We start from the raw sequence: 18645 nt of genomic DNA, 5'->3' as shown, positions 1-18645 counted from the left end.
TCTGTTTTTAACAGAAAGGATTTAAATGAAAAAAGTAATAGTTGCCCTTCTTATCTCAATTTCTGCTCTATTTGGAGAGTTTGTAAATGGTATCGCCATAACTGTAAATGATGATCCAATAACTCTATATGATATTCAGAAAAAAGAGATTGAACTAAATGTATCGAAAGATAAAGCAGTAAGTGAACTAATTGATGAAACTTTGTTTAATCAATTAATAAAAAAGTACAATATAACTGCTGACCTTTTTGATGTTAATAACTATTTAGAAAAAGTAGCTGCTTCAAATGGAATGGATTTATATACTTTTAAATCTGTTGTAAAACAAAGATTTAATGATTATGAAAAGTATGAAGAACAAACAAGACAACAAATCATTAGACAAAAACTAATTGATAAATTAGTTAGAGGGAATATTAAAATTGCTACAGAAGAAGATTTAAAAATCTATTATGAAAATAATCCAAGTATGTTTAACCTAGCTAATAATGTAAAAGCTGTTCAATATACTTCTAAAGATAGAAATAGCTTAATGTCAGCTATGAATAATCCAATGGCTGCTATTGATGGGGTAACAAAAAGCAATGTTCAACTAAATCAAGAGAGCATGAACCCGCAAATTAGATACTTAATCAGTCAAACTGAAGTAAATCAATTTACAGCAATATTTACTATGGAAAAAGAGTATACAACTCTTTTATTAACAGAAAAAAGTGATGAAAAAACACTTAAATTTGAGGATGTAAAAGATAGAATTTTTAACATCTTAATGCAAGATAGAGAACAAAAATATTTAAAAGACTATTTTGAAAAAATGAAACTATCTGCAGAGATTAACATAATTAGATAAAAAAGGAAATAGATGTCAGGAATGTTTGAAGTAATTATTGGTTTAGAAGTACACGTACAATTAAATACCAAATCAAAACTTTTTTGCTCATGCGCAACAAGTTTTGGAGAAGAGCCAAATACAAATGTTTGCCCAACTTGCTTGGGTTTACCAGGAGCACTTCCTGTATTAAATAAAGAGGCTGTTCATAAGGCTATTATGTTGGGAACTGCACTTAAATCTGTAATAAACAAGACATCTATTTTTAACAGAAAAAATTACTTTTACCCTGATTTACCAAGTGGATACCAAATCTCTCAGTTTGAAGTGCCTGTTGTAGGACTAGGTGAACTACTTATTGATTTTGAAGATGGTAGTAGCAAAAAAATTGGAGTTACAAGAGCACACTTAGAGAATGATGCGGGGAAAAATATCCATGCAGGTGATGTTTCTCATGTGGATTTAAATAGAGCAGGGACTCCACTTCTTGAAATAGTTTCTGAACCAGATTTAAGAAGTGCAGAAGAGGCAATTTTATATTTGAAAAAACTTCACTCAATTGTAAGATACCTTGGAATTAGTGATGCAAATATGCAAGAGGGTTCTTTTAGATGTGATGTTAACGTATCAATTAGACCAAAAGGTGATACTAAACTTTACACTAGATGTGAAATAAAAAATATGAACTCATTTAAGTTTATTGAAAAAGCTATCAAATATGAAGTTAACAGACAAATAGAGGCTTGGGAAGATGGTGTTTATGAAAAAGAGGTTGTTCAAGAGACTAGACTTTTTGATGTAAATATGGGAGAGACTAGATCAATGAGAGGTAAAGAGGATGCGGCTGATTATAGATATTTCCCAGATCCAGACCTGCTTCCTCTTATTTTGACAGATGAGATGATTGAAAAATACTCAAAAATTCCAGAGCTTCCAGATGAGAAAAAAGAGAGATTTGTTAAAGAGTTTGAAATCAAAGAGTATGATGCATCAGTAATTACAAGTTCTTTAGAGATGGCAAACTATTTTGATGAGATGATGAAAGAGAGTATCAACTCTAAAAATGCAGTTACTTGGTTAACTGTTGAGCTACAAGGTAGATTAAAAGAGGGAATTACTCTTGAGAACTCTCCTGTTGATGCAAAAACTTTAGCAAAACTAATCTCTAGAATAGATGATAATACAATCTCAGGGAAAGCTGCAAAAGAGGTTTTAGATTATCTAATGGAAAATAGTGAAGAGGTAGATGCAGTTATTGAAAAACTTGGACTTAAACAGGTTTCTGATGATGGAGCACTATTAGAGATAATTGATGGTATTTTAGCTGCAAATGAAGATAAAGTTGCAGAGTATAAAAGTGGAAAAGAGAAGATGTTTGCTTTCTTTGTTGGTCAAGTTATGAAGATATCAAAAGGTAGTGCAAACCCACAAAAAGTAAGTGCTCTTTTAAAAGAGAGATTAGCATAAGCAAAGTAGTTTTACTACTTTGCCTTTCTTAATGAAAAAAGAAGTAAAAAAGAGATTATAGACAAAATTGCTGCTACTAAAAAAGGTAGATGCATATTATTAAATTTTCCTGCAATAAATCCAGATAAAATTGGTGCTGTTCCTGCTCCCATCCATCTTAAAAAGTTAAATCCTCCAGAGATTATATTTTTTTCAAAGTTTACCTCCATTACATAAGAGGTTAAAACAGAGTTATTAATTCCAGATAATAGCCCAGACAGTATTATTAACATACTCATCAGAGCCTTTGATTCAACATTCATAATAATAAATAAAATTAGAGCAAAAATTAGTATGGTTACTGGAATTATCTGTTTTACCTCATATAAACTCTCTAACTTTGTACTAATAACAATAGAACCACAAGCAAGAGCTAATCCCCAACCAAAAAATAGTAGACCCATCTCCACAGGATTTAAGTTTACAACCAAAGGTGAATATGCAAGAATTACAATAAAACCATAAAAATAAAGCATTGCAGAAAAAGAAATAAGTATAAATTTTCTGTTTGTAAAAAGTGCTTTTAAATCCTCTAGTTTTACACTCTTTCTTTTGTTATCATTGGGAACTTTTACAAAAAATAGTACAGCAATAAAAGCGCATAAAGATAATATTCCTGTAGCTAAAAAAGGAAACCTCCAAGAGTGTTCACCTAAAAAACCACCAAGTAGTGGACCAGCAGAGATTCCAAAACCAATTGCTCCTTCAAATAGTCCAACTGCTTTATGATACTCATTTGAAAGTGCAATTAATATTATAAGTGCCGTTGCAAAGAATAGGGCATTTGAAAAGCCCCAACCTGCCCTATATAAAGATAAATCTACTATTGAAGTTGCAAAAGAGCAAAGGGTTGCAAAAAGAGCAACAAGCCCAAGTCCAGTTGCCATAACTCTTTTATCTCCAAATTTAACGGCAAGTACACCAGCAGGTAACATCATAAAAGCCATCATAAAAATATAGGCGCTAAAAAGCATCTCAACTTGCCAATGATTGGCACCCAATTTTAGAGCAATATCTGGCAAAATAGGGTCAACAACACCCATTCCCATAAAGGCTAAAAAGATTGATAAAACTGTAATATTTCTACCAAATGATCTATTTTTCACTATTATACCTGTCTATATTCAAAGATATTTTATCAAGAAGAATAAAAAACTTTTCAACCTCTTCGTATGAAATATCATAAAGTATAGCTTCTCTAAAATATTGTATTGAAGGCTGAGTAACATTTACAGCCTCTTTTCCTAATGAAGTTAAGGTTATAATCTTTGATCTTTTATCATTTTTTGCATATTTTCTTAATATATAACCTTTTTTTTCTAACACATCTAAGGTTCTTGATATGGTAGTTTTATCTTTTCCAAGGTGAAATCCCAACTCATTTTGATTGATTAAACTTTCAGATTCAATCATATATAAAATTGCTCTTTGTTCAGGGGCAATATCAAACTCCTTTAGAGTTTTTGATAGAGATTGATTTATTTTATTTGCAATTTGTGATATCTTTAAAGGCAGAGACAATTTCAATTTATTTTTCATATTAACTCCTTATGAAATAGTTGCATATACAACTTTATAAACAACTTAAATAAATTTACAAAATTGTAAGGATAAATTGAAAAAAACAGAGCTCTTTTTTAAACCTATTCAAAAGAGTTAAAAAGCAAGATTTTGATAATATCATATATAGTTTTTAAAAAAGGTTTCCTATGGCAGAGATTGCAGTTATTGGTGCAGGAAAATGGGGACAAGCCCTTCATTTTGCACTTAGCCAAAAGCAAGAGTGTTTTATAACATCAAGAACAAAAAGAGATATTAAAAATTTTGTTTCACTAGAAAAGGCCCTTGAGTGCCAACACTTGGTTATTGCAATACCAGCACAAGAGATTAGAGAGTGGCTAAAAAATAATTTCATATATACAAAAGGACAAAAAATCTTAGTTGCAGCCAAAGGGATTGAGGCAACAACTGGTGAATTTCTAAATGAAATATATTCTGATTATGTTCCTGAAAAAAATATTGGTTTTATCTCTGGTCCCTCTTTTGCAGCAGAGGTAATTCAAGGACTTCCTTGTGCCCTTGTACTAAACTCAACTTCAAAAAAAGTATATGATAAATTCAAACCTTTTTTCCCAGATTTTATAAAAGTTTATTATAGCTCAGATGTAACAGGAGCTGAAATAGCAGGTGCATACAAAAATGTATTGGCAATTGCAAGTGGTATTTGTGATGGCTTACATTTAGGAAATAATGCAAGGGCATCACTAATCTCAAGAGGACTTGTGGAGATGCAAAGATTTGGAAAAAAATTTGGTGCTAAAAAATCATCATTTATTGGACTTAGTGGAGCAGGGGATCTATTTTTAACTGCAAGTAGTACTCTTAGTAGAAACTATAGAGTTGGATTAGGACTTGCAAAAGGGGAGAAACTTGAAAATATTCTAAAAGAGTTGGGAGAAGTAGCAGAGGGAGTTAAAACAGCTGAAGCTATTTATAAACTCTCAAGTGAACACTTTATTTATTCTCCTATTGCAAGAGAAGTAAAACTTATTTTAGATGGAAAACCTCCAAAAGAGAGTTTAAAAGATTTGATAAGCGACTAAAATGCAGAATATCTCATTTTATAATCTCTGTTTAAGCCTACTTCCTTTGATTGTAGTTTGGTACTATTACAAAAAGTGGACTAACAACTCAACAGAGATTATAGTTGCAACCCTTAGGATGCTTGTACAACTTATAGCTATTGGGTATGTTCTTATTTTTATTTTTGAGAATAAAAATATATATTTGGGTCTTTTTATTATCACTTTTATGATTATTGTCTCATCTTTTATAGCCTTAAGAAATACAAATGATAAAAGTAAAAAACACTATTTACAAATCTTTGTAGCTATTTTGGGAGCAGGACTTATAAATCTTTTTATAATAATTTTAGTATTGAAGCTAGAATATACCTATGAACCAAGATATATTATTCCTCTATCAGGAATGATCTTTGCAAATACAATGAATGCACTCTCCCTTGCAATTGAAAGATTTGAAAAAGAGTCTTTAAGAGAAGAGAGCTTTGAAAAAGCAAGGGAGATAGCTTTTAAAGCCTGTTTAATACCGCAAATAAATGCTTTACTTGCAGTGGGACTTGTTTCTCTTCCTGGAATGATGACAGGACAAATACTCTCAGGTGTTGATCCTTTAATAGCTGTAAGATATCAAATAATGATAATGACTATGGTGCTTTCAAGCGCAGGACTTAGTACAATTATCTATTTTTTAATAAAAAGAAAAGCCTAAACTTTTTGTTTATGTATCTCGCCCCACAAATACAACTGCTTTAAGATAGGTTTTAAACTCATTCCATAATCTGTTAATGAGTACTCAACTTTAGGCGGAACTACAGGATAAACAACCCTTTGTACAATTCCATCTTTTTCAAGTTCTCTTAGTTTTTGTATTAGCATCTTTTGAGTAACGTTTGGAAGTAGTTTTTGAAGTTCATTAAACCTTTTTGTTTCACTTCTTAAATACCATAAAATTAATATTTTCCATTTTCCTGCTAATATATCAAGTGCTGTTTCAACTGGACACTTCTCACCATTTTCATTAAATTCTTCAATTTTATTCATAACAAACTCTCCCAAAACACCATAAAAGTATCTTTTTAGTAAGTACCTGTTTTTTTTGTAAGTACTTGTTCTTTGTTACTATTTTAGCTAAAGTTTTAAAATAAATCAAAAGGCAAAAGGGGTATTTATGAAAGCTTATGTTGTAGAAAAAGTTGAAGATAAAAGATTTATCTCAGGAGTTAAAGAGCTTGAGATACCAAAAATAGAAGATAGTGAAATATTAATAAAAACGCAATATTCATCTCTTAATTATAAAGATGCACTAAGTTCTGTAGGAAATCCAGGAGTTACAAGAGTTTTTCCCCATACAACAGGGATTGACATTTCAGGGATTGTTGAAGAATCAAAAGATGAGAAGTTTAAAAAAGGGGACAGGGTAACTGTTACTGGATATGATTTGGGAATGAATACAAATGGTGGTCATGCCCAATTTGTAAAGGTACCTTCTTCATGGGTAATAAAAACTCCAACGAATCTAAGCTCAAAAGAGATAATGACCTATGGTACAGCTGGACTTACAGCAGCACTAAGTGTAAATGAACTACTAAATAATGGCATAAAAAATGGAAAAATTTTAGTCTCTGGGGCAACAGGAGGCGTTGGAAGCATTGCTGTAGCTATTTTAAGCAAATTAGGTTTTGAGGTAACTGCTATTTCAGGGAAAGAAGAAAAAATACCATTTTTACAAGAGCTTGGAGCAAAAGAGGTAATACTTAGAAAAGATTTTGATGTGGAAAATAGTAAACCACTTGGTAGTGAAAAATATGATGGTATGATTGATACAGTCGGAGGAAATATTTTAGTACAGGCACTTAAAGTATTAAAATATGATGGGGTTGCAACTTGTTGTGGATTAACCTCATCTTTTGAACTTCATACAAATGTTTTCCCATTTATTTTAAGAGGTGTTAGATTAATAGGAATTGACTCAGTTGAGTGCTCTATAAATAAAAAAGAGAAAGCTTGGGAAAAACTAGCAAGTGAGTTTAAAATTGACTCTTTAAATAGTTTAACAACTGAAATCACTTTAGAAGAGATATCAGATGCCTATAAAAAACTACTTTCAGGGGAAGCTGTAGGAAGATATTTGGTTAGAGTAGAATAATTTCTACTCTAATACGCAGTTTGGATCTTTTGTAATTTTTATATTATTATCTTTTGCGTATTCTCTTCCCCAATCATGAAGTTGTTCAAGAATAGGAATGAGTTTTTGCCCAGCAGAGGTTAATTTGTACTCAACTTTTGGAGGGACTATAGGATATACAAGCCTCTCAACAACTCCAGCATTTTCGAGCTCTCTTAACTGTTGAGTTAACATCTTTTGACTTATGTCTGGTATCATCTTTTTGATTTCACCATTTCTTTTTATATCTTTTCTCAAAACCCAAATTACCATACTCTTCCATTTTCCACCAATAATATCTGTTGCCAATTGAAAAAAACAGTTATAATTTTTACTTTCCATTATATACCTTTGGAGTTTTCTAAATTTTAATATATAGTTACTTAAAGGTAACTATAAAACTTTTTAGTACATACTTGATTTTTTGTACCTTTTTAGATAAAATCTTTTCCATTAATAAATATGAAAGGATTTTTTATGGCAGGATATATTGAATTGACAGCTGAAAATTTTGACTCTACAGTAGAAAAAGGTGTATCTTTTGTAGATTTCTGGGCTCCTTGGTGTGGTCCTTGTAGAATGCTTGCTCCCGTAATTGATGAATTAGCAGTGGATTTTGAAGGGAAAGCTAATATTTGTAAAGTAAACACAGATGAACAACAAGATTTAGCGGTAAAGTATGGAATAAGATCTGTTCCAACAATGTTAATAATGAAAAATGGTGAAGTTGTAGATCAAGTAATAGGTGCACACTCTAAACAAGCATTAACTGATAAAATAAACGCGCAACTATAATTTTTTATGGTAGTGGTTCTCTACTACCATAAACTTCCTACAAACTCTCCTTTTTAAAAAAAGTAAAATTTAGATAAAATTACCCAATTTATAATTATCAGGATACTTCATGCAACAATTTTTAGAAGAATCAAAAAAAATTAGTAGAGAGATAGCCACATTAAGTGGTGAAATAAAAAACAGAGTTTTACTTGAAATGGCAGATGCTCTAATGGAACACTGTGATTTTATTGTTTCAAATAATGAAAAAGATATGAGCCATGCAAAACTAAACAATCTTCCTGAAGCACTATTAGATAGACTTCTTTTAACAGGGGAAAGAGTTGAAGCAATGGCAAATGCCCTAAGAGAGATTGCCGCACTAAAAGAACCAGTTGGAAGAGTTCTTGATGGATGGGTTACTCAAAATGGTTTAAATATACAAAAAGTATCTATTCCTATAGGTGTTATAGGTATTATCTATGAGAGCAGACCAAATGTTACTTCTGATACCGCTGCTTTATGCTTTAAAAGTGGAAATGTTTGTGTTTTAAAAGGTGGTAAAGAGGCTGAACACTCAAATAGTGCCATTGCAAATGTATTAAGACATGTATTAGCAAAAAACAAAATTCCAGAACAAGCAATATCACTTATACCAGATTCAAGCAGAGAGGGTGTTGCAACACTTATAAAACAAGACAAATATGTGGACTTAATTATTCCAAGAGGTGGAGAAGCACTAATTAGATATGTTAGTGAAAACTCAACTGTACCTGTTGTAAAACATGATAAAGGTTTATGTCACATTTTTATTGATGAGGCTGCAAATCATGAAAAAGCAATTCAAATTGCTATAAATGCAAAAGTGCAAAGACCAGGAGTATGTAACTCAATGGAAACACTTCTTATTCATAAAGATGTGGCACCATATATTCTTCCTCCTTTGTATGAGGCTTTTATGTCATATAACACCCAACTAAAAGGTTGCGAAGTTACAAGAAAATATATAGATATAAAGTGTGCAACCCAAGAGGATTATGATACAGAGTATTTGGCAAACATTTTAAATATAAAAGTGGTAAAAAATGTAGATGAAGCAATTTTTCATATTGCAAAACATGGTTCAGGTCACTCTGAATCAATAATTAGTGAAAACTACACAACTGTAAATAAATTCTTAAATGAAGTTGATGCAGCTTGTGTATATGCAAATGCAAGTACAAGATTTACTGATGGTGGAGCTTTTGGACTTGGGGCTGAAGTTGGAATTTCAACAAATAAACTTCACTCAAGAGGTCCAATGGGGATAAATGATCTTACAACTTTTAAATATAAAATCTATGGGAATGGTCAAGTAAGATAAGAGTTTCTCTTATCTTACTATCTTGAAGTAAAGGCTAATTTTAAAGCCAATCCTCCCAAAATAAATGAAGTCATAATATTCATATATTTTACTATCTTAGGTTTTTGTATCAATCTTGAACTTAAAATATTCCCAGCAACTCCAATTACTGAAAAAGTAACTATTGTTAATATCATAAAAATAACACCTAAAAGAATCATTTGCAAAGGAATATTTCCATTTTGAGCAGATACAAACTGAGGAAGAAATGCCAAAAAGAAGATTGATACCTTTGGATTTAGAACATTCATAAAAAAACCTTTTAGATATAGTTTTTTCAAATGCCCTTTTTCATGGGTTTTCACATCCAAGTTTAATGGTTCATCCCTATATTTGAAAGCTTGATATGCAATATAAAGAAGATAAGCAGCACCTAAATACTTTACAATATTAAAAGCTAACTCAGAAGTTTTAAAAATTATAGAGATACCAAAAGCAGCTGCACTTGTATGAATAATAATACCGGTAGAGAGTCCTAATGTTGTAATTATTGCTGCTTTTTTCCCTTTTGTTATACCTTGAGTCAATACATATATATTATCAGGCCCAGGAGCTAAACAGAGTAAAAATGAAGCAATTATAAACATATAAAGATTTGTTAATTCTATCATTGTCTTTCCTTTTGAAAAAATTATTATATCTTAGTTATAATTTTATTTATATAAGGGGGAAAAGATGAGAGAGTATAAACCAAAAACAAAAAATGTTATTGCCACAACTGTAATAAAAACTCCCCTTGGAGATATGCTTGCAGCTTCAACAAAAAAGGGTATTTGTCTTCTTAGTTTCTATAGTGAAGAGGAGAAACAACTACAAAAAGATCTTGATAAACTAAAAAAGTTTTTTGATGCAGAGATAATTCCAGCACATAACAAATATTTTGAGTGTTTACAAAAAGAGCTTGATGAATATTTTAATAAAAAGAGAAAAGAGTTTACTCTCCCTTTACAACTTGTTGGAACACCTTTTCAACAAAGTGTTTGGAAAATCTTACAAAAAATTCCTTACGGGGAGACTATTTCATACAAAGAGGAGGCACAACTTCTAAAAAATCCCAAAGCTACAAGGGCAGTAGCAAATGCAAATGGGAAAAATCCTATTGCTATAATTATCCCTTGCCATAGGGTAATAGCAAGTGGGAAAAAACTTGGTGGTTACTCTTCTGGTGTAGATAAAAAAGTTACTCTTCTAAAACTAGAAGATAGCTATAGATTTGATATAAAAGAATAATTTTTTTGGGAAAGAAATGATAAACAGTACTATTTTTAGGGAATATGATATTAGAGGCATTGTAGATAGTCAACTTGATGAATATACAGTAAAACTAATAGGCTATTACTTTGGTAAAAAGGTTTTCTCTAAATATGGCTTAAATAGCTATATTGCAGTTGGATATGATGCAAGAGAGCATTCTACAAAACTATTCTCATATTTGAGTAGTGGTTTAAATAAAGCTAAATGCCAAGTTTTAAATATGGGTATGGTTGCTACAGGAATAAACTATTTTTCAAACTATCAAGACTTTGATATAGAAGGTAATAAAATTCAACCTTGTGCTTCTATTATGATAACAGGAAGCCACAATCCAAAAGAGTACAATGGATTTAAAATAACCCTTGATAAAAAACCCTTTTTTGCCCAAGATATTTATAATCTAAGAGATGAGATATTAAATAGTTTTGAAATGGCAATTGAAGATAATCTCAAAACCTTTGATATAGATGTTAAATCTTTATATATAAACTATATGGTAAAAGAGTTTCAACACCTAAAAAACCTTTCAGATAGTTTTGTTATTGATTGTGGAAATGGTGTTGCAGACACTGTTTTGACACAAATTTTAGATAAACTAAATTTAAACTATAAGGGATTGTATTGTAAACCTGATGGAACTTTTCCAAACCATCATCCTGATCCAAGTGAAGAAAAAAATCTAAAAGATTTAAAAAATGCTTTACAAGATAACTTCAACTATGGTTTTGCCTATGATGGAGATGCGGATAGGGTTGCATTTTTAACAAAAAAATACAATATAAAAGGTGATCTATTAGCTATACTTTTTGCTAAAAAAATCAAAAATCCCAAAGTTGTAGGGGAAGTTAAGTGTAGTCAAATAATGTATGATGAAATAAATAAAGTTGGAAAAGCTATTATGTACAAAGCAGGGCATTCCAATTTAAAAATGAAACTAAAAGAGTCAAATGCAGACTTTGCCGTTGAAGTTTCAGGACATATCTTTTTTAATGATAGATTTTTTGGCTTTGATGATGGAATTTATGCAACCTTTAGAATATTAGAATTAATAAAAGACAAAATGGATATAGATAAACAAATAGACTCTTTACCCAAAATCTATTCAACAGAAGAGACAAAAATAAAAACTACAGAAGAAGAAAAGTTTGTTTTGATGGAAAAATTTAAAAAGCTTTTAAAATCTCCTCCAAAAGATTTTCCAAAGATAGTTGAACTTATAGATATTGATGGGGTAAGGATAGTTTTTGAAAAGGGGTGGGCTTTAGTAAGAGCTTCTAATACTACACCTATATTAGTTACAAGATTTGAATCTAGTGATTTAAGTCTTACAAAAGAGTATGAAAATAAAATAAACAATCTAATAAAAGTAGCAAAAGATGAAATTAATAACACTACAAATTAAAACAACAGATGATTTTAAAGCAAACTACAAACATTTAAAGGCTCTTATTGAGTCTTGTGAAAATGACTCATTTATTTTGGCTCCTGAGTTATGTTTAACTGGTTTTTGTTATGATAGAATGGATGAAGCTTGTGATTATATGCAAAAGATTAAAAAGAAAATTAAAAAACTCTCTGAAAACAAAACAATTGCTATGACCTTTTTGCAAAAAGAGGATATTGATTACTACAATACTCTATACATTTTCCATAAAGGAAAGGTTGTTCATAGACAATCTAAACATAGATTATTCCCACTAGGAAATGAACCTGAAAATTTTGCAAAAGGTAAACTAGAGAATATGAAGGTTATAGATATTGATGGATTAAAAGTTGCAGCATTAATATGCTTTGAAGTTAGATTTCCTGAATATTGGCTAAAGGTTTTAGGAGCTGATTTAATATTAGTTCCAGCAATGTGGGGTGCAAAAAGGAAAGAGCACTATGAGACAATGACAAAAGCTCTTGCTGTTGCTAATCAATGTTATGTATTAGCTTCAAATAGTGCAAATGATGATATGGCAAAAGGAAGTGGTGTTATTACTCCATGGGGAGAAGAGATAAGAGATGACAAAAAAGAGCTTATCTCTTACAATATGTATATAGAAGAAGTTAAAAAGATTAGAAAATATATAGATATAGGGTTAAAGAAAAAATGGAGATAAACTCAATTTTATTTGTCTGCTTGGGTAATATCTGTCGTTCACCTCTTGCTGAAGGTATTGCAAAAGAGTATGTAAAACAAAAAGGTTTAAATATTAGATGTGACAGTGCGGGAACAGGCAGTTGGCATATAGGAGAAAAACCTTGTGACAACTCTATAAAAGTAGCAAAACAAAATGGTATAGATATCTCTAATCAAAGGGCAAGACAAGTTAATCAAAAGGATTTTAAAGAGTTCGATTTGATTGTAGCTTTAGATGAGAGTAATATTACAAATCTAAAAAAAATGGGGTGCAATAGTGTAGTTAAACTTGGAAACTTTGGCTTTGAGGGTCAAGATGTTCCTGACCCATACTTCTTTAACGGTTTTGAAGGTTTTGATAAAGTCTTTAATATGATTGAAGTTTGTGTAAAAAATCTAATAAATAGTAAAATTAATTAATATTTGAGAGTTTTTTAGCTTTTTCAATCCAATCTTGTTCTCTAATTTGATTATCTTCAAGTATAAAATACTCTTCAACCCAATGGCAGTTTTTTGGACTCCATTTAGCAATTTGATCAAAATGATAGATCCCTAAAACATTAAGTTTTTGTTCCATCTCTTTGTCTATTCCCTCTATTAATTTGAGGTCATCTTTTCCTGTTGGTCTTGGAGTACTTCTAATTAGTGGTTTATTATAAATATTTCCAGCTGCAGCTCCACCATGGGAAGTAACACTGTTATATACATTTCTTCTATCTCCACAAAAAGCTCTTCCAATTAAAAGACCTATTAAAAAACCTATAAAGGCTGCAATTACCAGACAAAATACTATTTGAGATGCAATTTCTATCACTTTTTATTCCTCAACTATATTGAATTCTACTCTTCTATTTATCATAGAGTAACCATTTGGACTGTTTTTAACTAATGGAATCTCTTCTCCATAACCTCTTACAATCAACCTTCCTTCATCAATACCTAAATCAACAAGTGCGTTTTTAACCCTTCTTGCTCTTTCATAAGATATCTCTTTATTATCTTTCTCTTTTCCAGCAGCATCTGTATGCCCTGCAACTTCCATTTTAATATTTGGATTTAATTTAAGTATATCTGCAATCATTTGTATGCTTTTCATACTATTTTCATTTAATGAATAGCTTGCTCTTTTAAAAACAATTGGGTTATCTTTTATAAAATTGTTGATATCAATTTGAATCTGTTGCGTTACAATTGAGAGTTGTTCAATTGGTTTTTCATCATTTTCTCTAATATATCTAGGGTCAGTTTTAATCAAAGGTTCCATTTGATCTTCAGTTGGTTCTTTTTCATTAATAACTTTTTCTGTCGTATCTTCTGGATTATCTTGTGTTACTTGAACCTCTTTATTTTCTGGTTCATTAACTTCAACTTGAACCTCTTGAGTAGCGGTTGAAGGCTCCTCTTGGCTTACTATCACTTCTTCAGTAGAAGCTGCCTCTTGACTCTTATCTTCTTTGTTTATTGTTATCTCTTCAGTAGTTTCAACTCCATTTGTATGTTTTGCAAGAAGCAAAGGAGTATGAATATTAACACAAGAGATTATTACAACAATTAACAACAAGACCAAAAATATTACTTTTTTTTCTGTGCCCATGATAATTCTTTTAGTTTTTTGTACATTTTAGCTTATTAATTATCAAAAATCTATAAATAAATAAGAAAATAACAATTTAATCTAATTATTTTTTCTCAGTTTTAACTATTATCTTTACTTTATAATTAATTAAATTATAAAAGGAGTTCCTATGAAAGTTATTGTTTTTCTGTTTATAATTCTTGGCTCTTTATATGCTTTACCGCCTGAATTTGATAGACAAAGATACGAATTGGGAGAAAAGGTTTTTGAAAAAAAATGTCAAGAGTGCCATGTAAAATCTATGCCAATAGATATTTTAATGAAAAATTTTATTGAGGAGAATAACGAAACTTTAAAACTCAAAGCTCCTACAGGAAATGAGATATCATACAGATTAAAAAGCCAAATAGGCTCTAAAGAGGATATTGAGTTCCAACTTCATGAAGCAATGGATTTTGTAATAGATTATCTATATAATCCTAATAAAGCAAAAACAATCTGTCTTGAAGGTGTTATAAAACACTTTGATACAATGCCAAGTATGAAAGGTAAAATTACAAAAGAGGAGATAAAAGATGTAACTTTTTTTCTTTACTTTTTAGAAGGCTTTAATGGCGTTAACAAATTTTATCACGACGAAACAGAGTTTTAACTCTTTTCGTCATGCTTTTAAAATCAATACTCCACCTGCAGTTATCATTACTGATCCTGCTGCAATATCCATCTTTTTTTGCGCACTTTTGCTTTTGAATAATTTTTTTGCACCACTTGCACTATAAGCATAACTTAAAAGTACACAAGCAATTACAAAAATAGTTATAGATACAATTATTAATATATCAAATACTTTTAAACTATTTAAATTAACAAAAGTTGGTAGAAAACCTAAATAAAAAAGAATAACTTTTGGGTTACTAAGCGTTATTAGAAGACCTGTTAGAAAGTTCTTCTTCCATGAGAGTTCACTTTTTGCTTTTATATTTGTGCTACTTTGTTTTGAAGTTAATATTTTATACCCCAAATAGATAAGATAGACCCCACCTATATATTTAACAAAAATAAAAAACTCTCCCATATACATTGCAATCGATTTTAGACCAAAAATTGCCATAAGAAGATATACAATATCTCCTAAAATAATCCCCACAACTAAAATTGCTGCATTTGTAAATCCTGAGGCAAGCGCTCTTGAGACTGTTGCAAATACTCCTGGACCTGGTGTTACTGCAAGCAAAAACATGGCTCCTGCAAAAGCTAATATAGTTAAAAAGCTCATAATAAACTCCTAAAAAGCAATTATATCATCTATTTTAAATTTGGAAATTGATTATTTGTATAATTTATAGCAATAACTTATTATGCTAAGAAGAAGGGGAAAAGAATAAAATTTTGCAACTTATAATCTTGTAAAGTAGCTATATTTTATAAATACATAACAACGAAATATATACCAACTGCCATTGTGTAATGAAGTAACGAAATCGATGAAAAAAGTATTGTATTAGAATATTTCTCAGTTAACATATTCTACTCCTTAAATTGAATTAGGGAAGAAATTCTATTAAATGAGTATTTCAATTTGATTACAATATTAATGTGTCAATTAAAATACTAACATATATACTGCAAATGCTGCTAAATAATATCCTATGCTAAATGTTGAAAAGTATAATGTATCTTCATATTTTTCTGCTAATGCTTTCATGGGTAATCCTTAAGAAATAAATTTGTTGTGACAATTATTACACATTATTTAAAAAAAATTTTATAATTTTTTTATTACTACAAGGGATTAATCTAATTTTAAAGTAGAAAAAATATAAACGAAACAAATATATTTTTAAAACAAAGAAATACAAAAAAATACAATAAATCAACAATAATAAATCAAAAACTAAATTATTTTAATCTTATTTTTAGACTTAAATATATTGTATAGGAAGATAATAAGTAGCCTCAAACTCTCCATCTTTTTCTAAAAAATGGTTTTTTTTGAAAATTGAATAGGAAGGGTTTGTTGTAGTTTCAAAACCACTATTTGGCAACCATACATGGTATGCCCATTGAATAAATTTTAATATATCTCCCAATTTACCTTTTGTTTCAAATGTAGCATATAAAGCCTCAGGTGTATAAAAATGGGGAAGATTAGTATTTTCTAAATTTTTAAGCTCCTTTGGTATAACTCCTGCAACATAAAAACACTCACTGTGAGGGGTAATTGTTGGATTATCGTGATAAACTGCAATCTCTTCATAATCTTCTATTGCGTTTGTATAAACCCATGCCTGCATCTTTTGCCAAACCCTTGTTACCTCATCTTTTAAATATCCTTTTTGTCTTATATAATATGTTTTTCTAGGTTTTACTTTTACTATTTGTGGTTCAATAAAATTAAAATCCTTATTACTATAATAAGTAAAATCTGAATTTTTCAAAATATTATTTGAATAAACTTTATATCCACCATTTCTCCACTCTTTTGGAGTTTGATTAAATCTTTGTTTAAAAGTTCTTATAAAAGAGGTTTGAGAACTATATCCACACATTTTAGCTATTTCTGTTATGGTTGAGTACTTATTTGTAAGAAGTAAACTTGAAGCTTTTTGAAGTCTTATTGATTTGATAGTTTCATATATATTTAATCCCATAACTTCTTTGAATATCTTATGAAAATGAAATTTACTTATATTAAAAGAGTTTGCTAATTCATCTATATTTATATCACTATCAATATATTCATAAATATAATACATAGTATCATTTGCTATTTGAACATTTTTATAATAGGTACTTCTTTTTTGCATAATATTCCTTAATGAAAAATATTCTAACATAAAATGAATATTTTTATAACAAAAATAGATAATTTTTAGCACATAATCTGTAAAGAATAAACCTTTTTTATATGCTATTATTCTAAATATAAGGATTTACTGTGAAAAAGAACGATTTATTTTTAGCACTATTTATTACCTTTGTTTGGGGTATCAATTTCTCTTTTATAAAATTGGGTCTACAATATATTGATCCTTTTATACTTTCTGGGATTAGATTTTTATTATGTGCTTTCCCTTTTGTATTTTTTATAAAAAAACCAGATATAAAGTTTAAATATATATTTAGTTATGGTATTTTATTTGGTGTTGGATTATGGGGGATAGTTTCTTTAGGGATATATTTTGGAATCTCAGCAGGCATGGCTTCACTTATTCTTCAAATGGGTGTATTTTTTACTGTTATACTTGCAAGTTTACTGTTAAATGAGCATATTTCATTTATAAAAAAAATAGCTTTTGCTATAGCTTTATTAGGTTTAGCTTTAATTATAAGTGTTACAGATGGTTCAATAACAATAATTGGATTGATCTTAGTATTAATAGGGGCAATCTCATTAAGTTTTACTAATATAATAATAAAAGTAGCAGGTACTAAAAATCTATTTTCATTTATGGTTTGGGCATCATTATTTTCACCAATACCTTTATTTATATTGGCATATTTAACAGGAGGTGAGATAGTTTTTGAGCAATTTATAGAGAACTTAAATCCTACAGGAATATTTTCTATAGCTTTTCAAGTATATCCAACTACCCTTTTGGGATATTATATTTGGAATAGTTTAATTCATGAATATCCAATTTCAAGTGTAGCTCCTCTTGGTTTGCTAGTACCTATATTTGGAATTGCTGGTTCTCATTTTATATTTAATGAACAAATAGGTGATATGAAACTTATCGCTTCAACTATTATAATAATAGCTTTAATGATAAATACTTTTGGTGAAAAAATATATATAAAATATAAAAAAGGAGTATAAATGGAAAGTTTTTATTCATTTACTTTATTGTTTTCAATTTTAACTTTTACATTAACTGCAACCACAACACCTGGACCAAATAATATTATGCTTTTATCTTCAGGGCTTACATTTGGATATAAAAAAACAACACCGCATATTTTAGGTATAGTTTTAGGTTTTACGATAATGATTCTACTTGTAGGCATTGGACTTGGTGTAGCCTTTGAAAAGTTTCCTTTTATTTTAAAAATATTAAAAATAGTTGGGATTTTATACCTTTGTTGGATGGCATATAAGATAGCTACTAGCACAGGTAATATAAAAATAAAAGAGGAGGGGAAACCCTTTACTTTTATACAAGCTGCACTTTTTCAATGGGTTAATCCAAAAGCTTGGATTATGTCTATTACTGCTATATCTATATTTGTAAGTTCCAAACAAAATAATATAGAGCAAGTTTTTGTAATAGCTTTGATATTTTGTATATCTGCAAGCATTTCATGTAACGCATGGGCTTTAGGTGGAGTTGTTTTAAAAAGATTTATAAAAAACAAAAACAATATAAAACTTTTTAATATAGTTATGGCTTTTTTACTTATAACTTCAATTATCCCTTTTATATTTGATTAAT

The 18645-nt window shown here is 29.7% G+C and carries 23 protein-coding genes; 14 read left to right on the top strand and 9 right to left on the bottom strand.

Annotated elements, in window-relative coordinates:
* Nucleotides 1-25: 25 nt before the first annotated feature.
* Nucleotides 26-850 carry a peptidylprolyl isomerase gene (locus AEBR_RS00720; protein WP_129086027.1) on the top strand — a complete coding sequence of 275 codons (825 nt, stop codon included), beginning with the start codon at nucleotides 26-28 and terminating at the stop codon, nucleotides 848-850.
* Nucleotides 851-871: 21 nt separating this feature from the next.
* Nucleotides 872-2296 carry an Asp-tRNA(Asn)/Glu-tRNA(Gln) amidotransferase subunit GatB gene (gene gatB / locus AEBR_RS00715; RefSeq protein ID WP_129086237.1) on the top strand — a complete coding sequence of 475 codons (1425 nt, stop codon included), beginning with the start codon at nucleotides 872-874 and terminating at the stop codon, nucleotides 2294-2296.
* 14 nt (nucleotides 2297-2310) lie between these two features.
* On the opposite strand, the gene AEBR_RS00710 is transcribed toward gatB, so the two are convergent.
* Together AEBR_RS00710 and AEBR_RS00705 are read right to left on the bottom strand one after the other, a co-directional pair.
* Nucleotides 2311-3441 (bottom strand): MFS transporter, encoded by a 1131-nt coding sequence (locus tag AEBR_RS00710; RefSeq protein ID WP_206732651.1) that lies wholly within the window; start codon nucleotides 3439-3441, stop codon nucleotides 2311-2313.
* Complete coding sequence (locus tag AEBR_RS00705; protein ID WP_129086025.1) at nucleotides 3431-3874, bottom strand: MarR family winged helix-turn-helix transcriptional regulator; 444 nt, start codon at nucleotides 3872-3874, stop codon at nucleotides 3431-3433. The genes AEBR_RS00710 and AEBR_RS00705 overlap by 11 nt, the downstream gene beginning before the upstream one ends.
* A gap of 170 nt (nucleotides 3875-4044) precedes the next feature.
* Here AEBR_RS00705 and AEBR_RS00700 point away from each other — a divergent pair, with 170 nt between their 5' ends.
* Nucleotides 4045-4938, top strand: a complete 894-nt coding sequence (locus AEBR_RS00700; protein WP_129086024.1) for an NAD(P)H-dependent glycerol-3-phosphate dehydrogenase — start codon at nucleotides 4045-4047, stop codon at nucleotides 4936-4938.
* Between the two features lies 1 nt (nucleotide 4939).
* A complete protein-coding gene (locus tag AEBR_RS00695) occupies nucleotides 4940-5626 on the top strand; it encodes an ABC transporter permease (protein ID WP_129086023.1) in 687 nt (228 codons plus the stop codon).
* Here the strand turns inward: AEBR_RS00695 and AEBR_RS00690 are convergent.
* Complete coding sequence (locus AEBR_RS00690) at nucleotides 5623-5958, bottom strand: winged helix-turn-helix transcriptional regulator (protein WP_129086022.1); 336 nt, start codon at nucleotides 5956-5958, stop codon at nucleotides 5623-5625. The two genes, AEBR_RS00695 and AEBR_RS00690, sit on opposite strands and share 4 nt — an antisense overlap.
* Nucleotides 5959-6085: 127 nt before the next feature.
* Here AEBR_RS00690 and AEBR_RS00685 point away from each other — a divergent pair, with 127 nt between their 5' ends.
* Nucleotides 6086-7063, top strand: coding sequence for a YhdH/YhfP family quinone oxidoreductase (locus AEBR_RS00685; protein ID WP_129086021.1), 978 nt, complete (start codon nucleotides 6086-6088; stop codon nucleotides 7061-7063).
* Nucleotides 7064-7066: 3 nt separating this feature from the next.
* Here the strand turns inward: AEBR_RS00685 and AEBR_RS00680 are convergent, their stop codons facing one another.
* Nucleotides 7067-7423 carry a winged helix-turn-helix transcriptional regulator gene (locus AEBR_RS00680; protein ID WP_129086020.1) on the bottom strand — a complete coding sequence of 119 codons (357 nt, stop codon included), beginning with the start codon at nucleotides 7421-7423 and terminating at the stop codon, nucleotides 7067-7069.
* Between the two features lie 135 nt (nucleotides 7424-7558).
* On the opposite strand from AEBR_RS00680, the gene trxA reads away from it, so the two are divergent.
* Both trxA and AEBR_RS00670 read left to right on the top strand, forming a co-directional pair.
* Nucleotides 7559-7876 (top strand): thioredoxin, encoded by a 318-nt coding sequence (gene trxA / locus AEBR_RS00675; RefSeq protein WP_128980546.1) that lies wholly within the window; start codon nucleotides 7559-7561, stop codon nucleotides 7874-7876.
* A 109-nt stretch (nucleotides 7877-7985) separates the two neighbouring features.
* Nucleotides 7986-9218: a glutamate-5-semialdehyde dehydrogenase gene (locus tag AEBR_RS00670; protein WP_129086019.1), complete on the top strand. Its 1233-nt coding sequence runs from the start codon at nucleotides 7986-7988 to the stop codon at nucleotides 9216-9218.
* A 17-nt stretch (nucleotides 9219-9235) separates the two neighbouring features.
* Here the strand turns inward: AEBR_RS00670 and AEBR_RS00665 are convergent, their stop codons facing one another.
* Nucleotides 9236-9868 (bottom strand): LysE family translocator, encoded by a 633-nt coding sequence (locus tag AEBR_RS00665; protein WP_129086018.1) that lies wholly within the window; start codon nucleotides 9866-9868, stop codon nucleotides 9236-9238.
* A gap of 64 nt (nucleotides 9869-9932) precedes the next feature.
* On the opposite strand from AEBR_RS00665, the gene AEBR_RS00660 reads away from it, so the two are divergent.
* From AEBR_RS00660 to AEBR_RS00645, 4 genes are read left to right on the top strand one after another with little or no spacing between them, the layout of a single operon-like run.
* Nucleotides 9933-10487, top strand: a complete 555-nt coding sequence (locus tag AEBR_RS00660) for a methylated-DNA--[protein]-cysteine S-methyltransferase (RefSeq protein WP_129086017.1) — start codon at nucleotides 9933-9935, stop codon at nucleotides 10485-10487.
* Between the two features lie 16 nt (nucleotides 10488-10503).
* Nucleotides 10504-11913 (top strand): phosphomannomutase/phosphoglucomutase, encoded by a 1410-nt coding sequence (locus AEBR_RS00655; protein ID WP_129086016.1) that lies wholly within the window; start codon nucleotides 10504-10506, stop codon nucleotides 11911-11913.
* Entirely contained in the window at nucleotides 11888-12616 is a 729-nt protein-coding gene (locus AEBR_RS00650) for a carbon-nitrogen hydrolase family protein (RefSeq protein ID WP_129086015.1), read from the top strand. The genes AEBR_RS00655 and AEBR_RS00650 overlap by 26 nt, the downstream gene beginning before the upstream one ends.
* Nucleotides 12607-13056: a low molecular weight protein-tyrosine-phosphatase gene (locus AEBR_RS00645; RefSeq protein WP_172658827.1), complete on the top strand. Its 450-nt coding sequence runs from the start codon at nucleotides 12607-12609 to the stop codon at nucleotides 13054-13056. Before AEBR_RS00650 ends, AEBR_RS00645 begins: the two co-directional genes overlap by 10 nt.
* Here AEBR_RS00645 and AEBR_RS00640 read toward each other — a convergent pair.
* Nucleotides 13049-13450, bottom strand: coding sequence for a hypothetical protein (locus AEBR_RS00640; RefSeq protein WP_129086014.1), 402 nt, complete (start codon nucleotides 13448-13450; stop codon nucleotides 13049-13051). The genes AEBR_RS00645 and AEBR_RS00640 overlap by 8 nt on opposite strands.
* Nucleotides 13451-13453: 3 nt before the next feature.
* Nucleotides 13454-14230 carry an OmpA family protein gene (locus AEBR_RS00635; protein WP_129086013.1) on the bottom strand — a complete coding sequence of 259 codons (777 nt, stop codon included), beginning with the start codon at nucleotides 14228-14230 and terminating at the stop codon, nucleotides 13454-13456.
* Between the two features lie 151 nt (nucleotides 14231-14381).
* Here AEBR_RS00635 and AEBR_RS00630 point away from each other — a divergent pair, with 151 nt between their 5' ends.
* Nucleotides 14382-14864: a hypothetical protein gene (locus tag AEBR_RS00630; protein WP_128980530.1), complete on the top strand. Its 483-nt coding sequence runs from the start codon at nucleotides 14382-14384 to the stop codon at nucleotides 14862-14864.
* A 9-nt stretch (nucleotides 14865-14873) separates the two neighbouring features.
* Here the strand turns inward: AEBR_RS00630 and AEBR_RS00625 are convergent, their stop codons facing one another.
* The gene (locus tag AEBR_RS00625) at nucleotides 14874-15488 is read right to left on the bottom strand and encodes a LysE family translocator (RefSeq protein WP_128980528.1); all 615 of its coding nucleotides are present in this window, start codon (nucleotides 15486-15488) and stop codon (nucleotides 14874-14876) included.
* Between the two features lie 646 nt (nucleotides 15489-16134).
* The gene (locus tag AEBR_RS00620) at nucleotides 16135-17019 is read right to left on the bottom strand and encodes an AraC family transcriptional regulator (RefSeq protein WP_129086012.1); all 885 of its coding nucleotides are present in this window, start codon (nucleotides 17017-17019) and stop codon (nucleotides 16135-16137) included.
* 131 nt (nucleotides 17020-17150) lie between these two features.
* Here AEBR_RS00620 and AEBR_RS00615 point away from each other — a divergent pair, with 131 nt between their 5' ends.
* Nucleotides 17151-18032, top strand: a complete 882-nt coding sequence (locus AEBR_RS00615; RefSeq protein WP_129086011.1) for an EamA family transporter — start codon at nucleotides 17151-17153, stop codon at nucleotides 18030-18032.
* The gene (locus AEBR_RS00610; protein WP_129086010.1) at nucleotides 18033-18644 is read left to right on the top strand and encodes a LysE family translocator; all 612 of its coding nucleotides are present in this window, start codon (nucleotides 18033-18035) and stop codon (nucleotides 18642-18644) included. It abuts the gene before it with no gap.
* Nucleotide 18645: the final 1 nt, after the last annotated feature.

Origin of the sequence: Halarcobacter ebronensis, from assembly GCF_013201825.1 — a bacterium.
In the GTDB taxonomy this organism is placed as follows: Bacteria; Campylobacterota; Campylobacteria; order Campylobacterales; family Arcobacteraceae; genus Halarcobacter; species Halarcobacter ebronensis.
Note: the sequence above shows the minus strand (reverse complement) of the source record. Positions and strands in the feature narration are given on the sequence as shown.

What these genes read in the sequence shown, in the direction of transcription:
- AEBR_RS00720 (WP_129086027.1), top strand. Translation starts at nt 26, where the DNA reads ATGAAAAAAGTAATAGTTGCCCTTCTTATCTCAATTTCTGCTCTATTT.
- gatB (WP_129086237.1), top strand. Translation starts at nt 872, where the DNA reads ATGTTTGAAGTAATTATTGGTTTAGAAGTACACGTACAATTAAATACC.
- AEBR_RS00705 (WP_129086025.1), bottom strand. Translation starts at nt 3,874, where the DNA reads ATGAAAAATAAATTGAAATTGTCTCTGCCTTTAAAGATATCACAAATT.
- AEBR_RS00700 (WP_129086024.1), top strand. Translation starts at nt 4,045, where the DNA reads ATGGCAGAGATTGCAGTTATTGGTGCAGGAAAATGGGGACAAGCCCTT.
- AEBR_RS00695 (WP_129086023.1), top strand. Translation starts at nt 4,940, where the DNA reads ATGCAGAATATCTCATTTTATAATCTCTGTTTAAGCCTACTTCCTTTG.
- AEBR_RS00690 (WP_129086022.1), bottom strand. Translation starts at nt 5,958, where the DNA reads ATGAATAAAATTGAAGAATTTAATGAAAATGGTGAGAAGTGTCCAGTT.
- AEBR_RS00685 (WP_129086021.1), top strand. Translation starts at nt 6,086, where the DNA reads ATGAAAGCTTATGTTGTAGAAAAAGTTGAAGATAAAAGATTTATCTCA.
- AEBR_RS00680 (WP_129086020.1), bottom strand. Translation starts at nt 7,423, where the DNA reads ATGGAAAGTAAAAATTATAACTGTTTTTTTCAATTGGCAACAGATATT.
- trxA (WP_128980546.1), top strand. Translation starts at nt 7,559, where the DNA reads ATGGCAGGATATATTGAATTGACAGCTGAAAATTTTGACTCTACAGTA.
- AEBR_RS00670 (WP_129086019.1), top strand. Translation starts at nt 7,986, where the DNA reads ATGCAACAATTTTTAGAAGAATCAAAAAAAATTAGTAGAGAGATAGCC.
- AEBR_RS00665 (WP_129086018.1), bottom strand. Translation starts at nt 9,868, where the DNA reads ATGATAGAATTAACAAATCTTTATATGTTTATAATTGCTTCATTTTTA.
- AEBR_RS00660 (WP_129086017.1), top strand. Translation starts at nt 9,933, where the DNA reads ATGAGAGAGTATAAACCAAAAACAAAAAATGTTATTGCCACAACTGTA.
- AEBR_RS00655 (WP_129086016.1), top strand. Translation starts at nt 10,504, where the DNA reads ATGATAAACAGTACTATTTTTAGGGAATATGATATTAGAGGCATTGTA.
- AEBR_RS00650 (WP_129086015.1), top strand. Translation starts at nt 11,888, where the DNA reads ATGAAATTAATAACACTACAAATTAAAACAACAGATGATTTTAAAGCA.
- AEBR_RS00645 (WP_172658827.1), top strand. Translation starts at nt 12,607, where the DNA reads ATGGAGATAAACTCAATTTTATTTGTCTGCTTGGGTAATATCTGTCGT.
- AEBR_RS00635 (WP_129086013.1), bottom strand. Translation starts at nt 14,230, where the DNA reads ATGGGCACAGAAAAAAAAGTAATATTTTTGGTCTTGTTGTTAATTGTT.
- AEBR_RS00630 (WP_128980530.1), top strand. Translation starts at nt 14,382, where the DNA reads ATGAAAGTTATTGTTTTTCTGTTTATAATTCTTGGCTCTTTATATGCT.
- AEBR_RS00625 (WP_128980528.1), bottom strand. Translation starts at nt 15,488, where the DNA reads ATGAGCTTTTTAACTATATTAGCTTTTGCAGGAGCCATGTTTTTGCTT.
- AEBR_RS00620 (WP_129086012.1), bottom strand. Translation starts at nt 17,019, where the DNA reads ATGCAAAAAAGAAGTACCTATTATAAAAATGTTCAAATAGCAAATGAT.
- AEBR_RS00610 (WP_129086010.1), top strand. Translation starts at nt 18,033, where the DNA reads ATGGAAAGTTTTTATTCATTTACTTTATTGTTTTCAATTTTAACTTTT.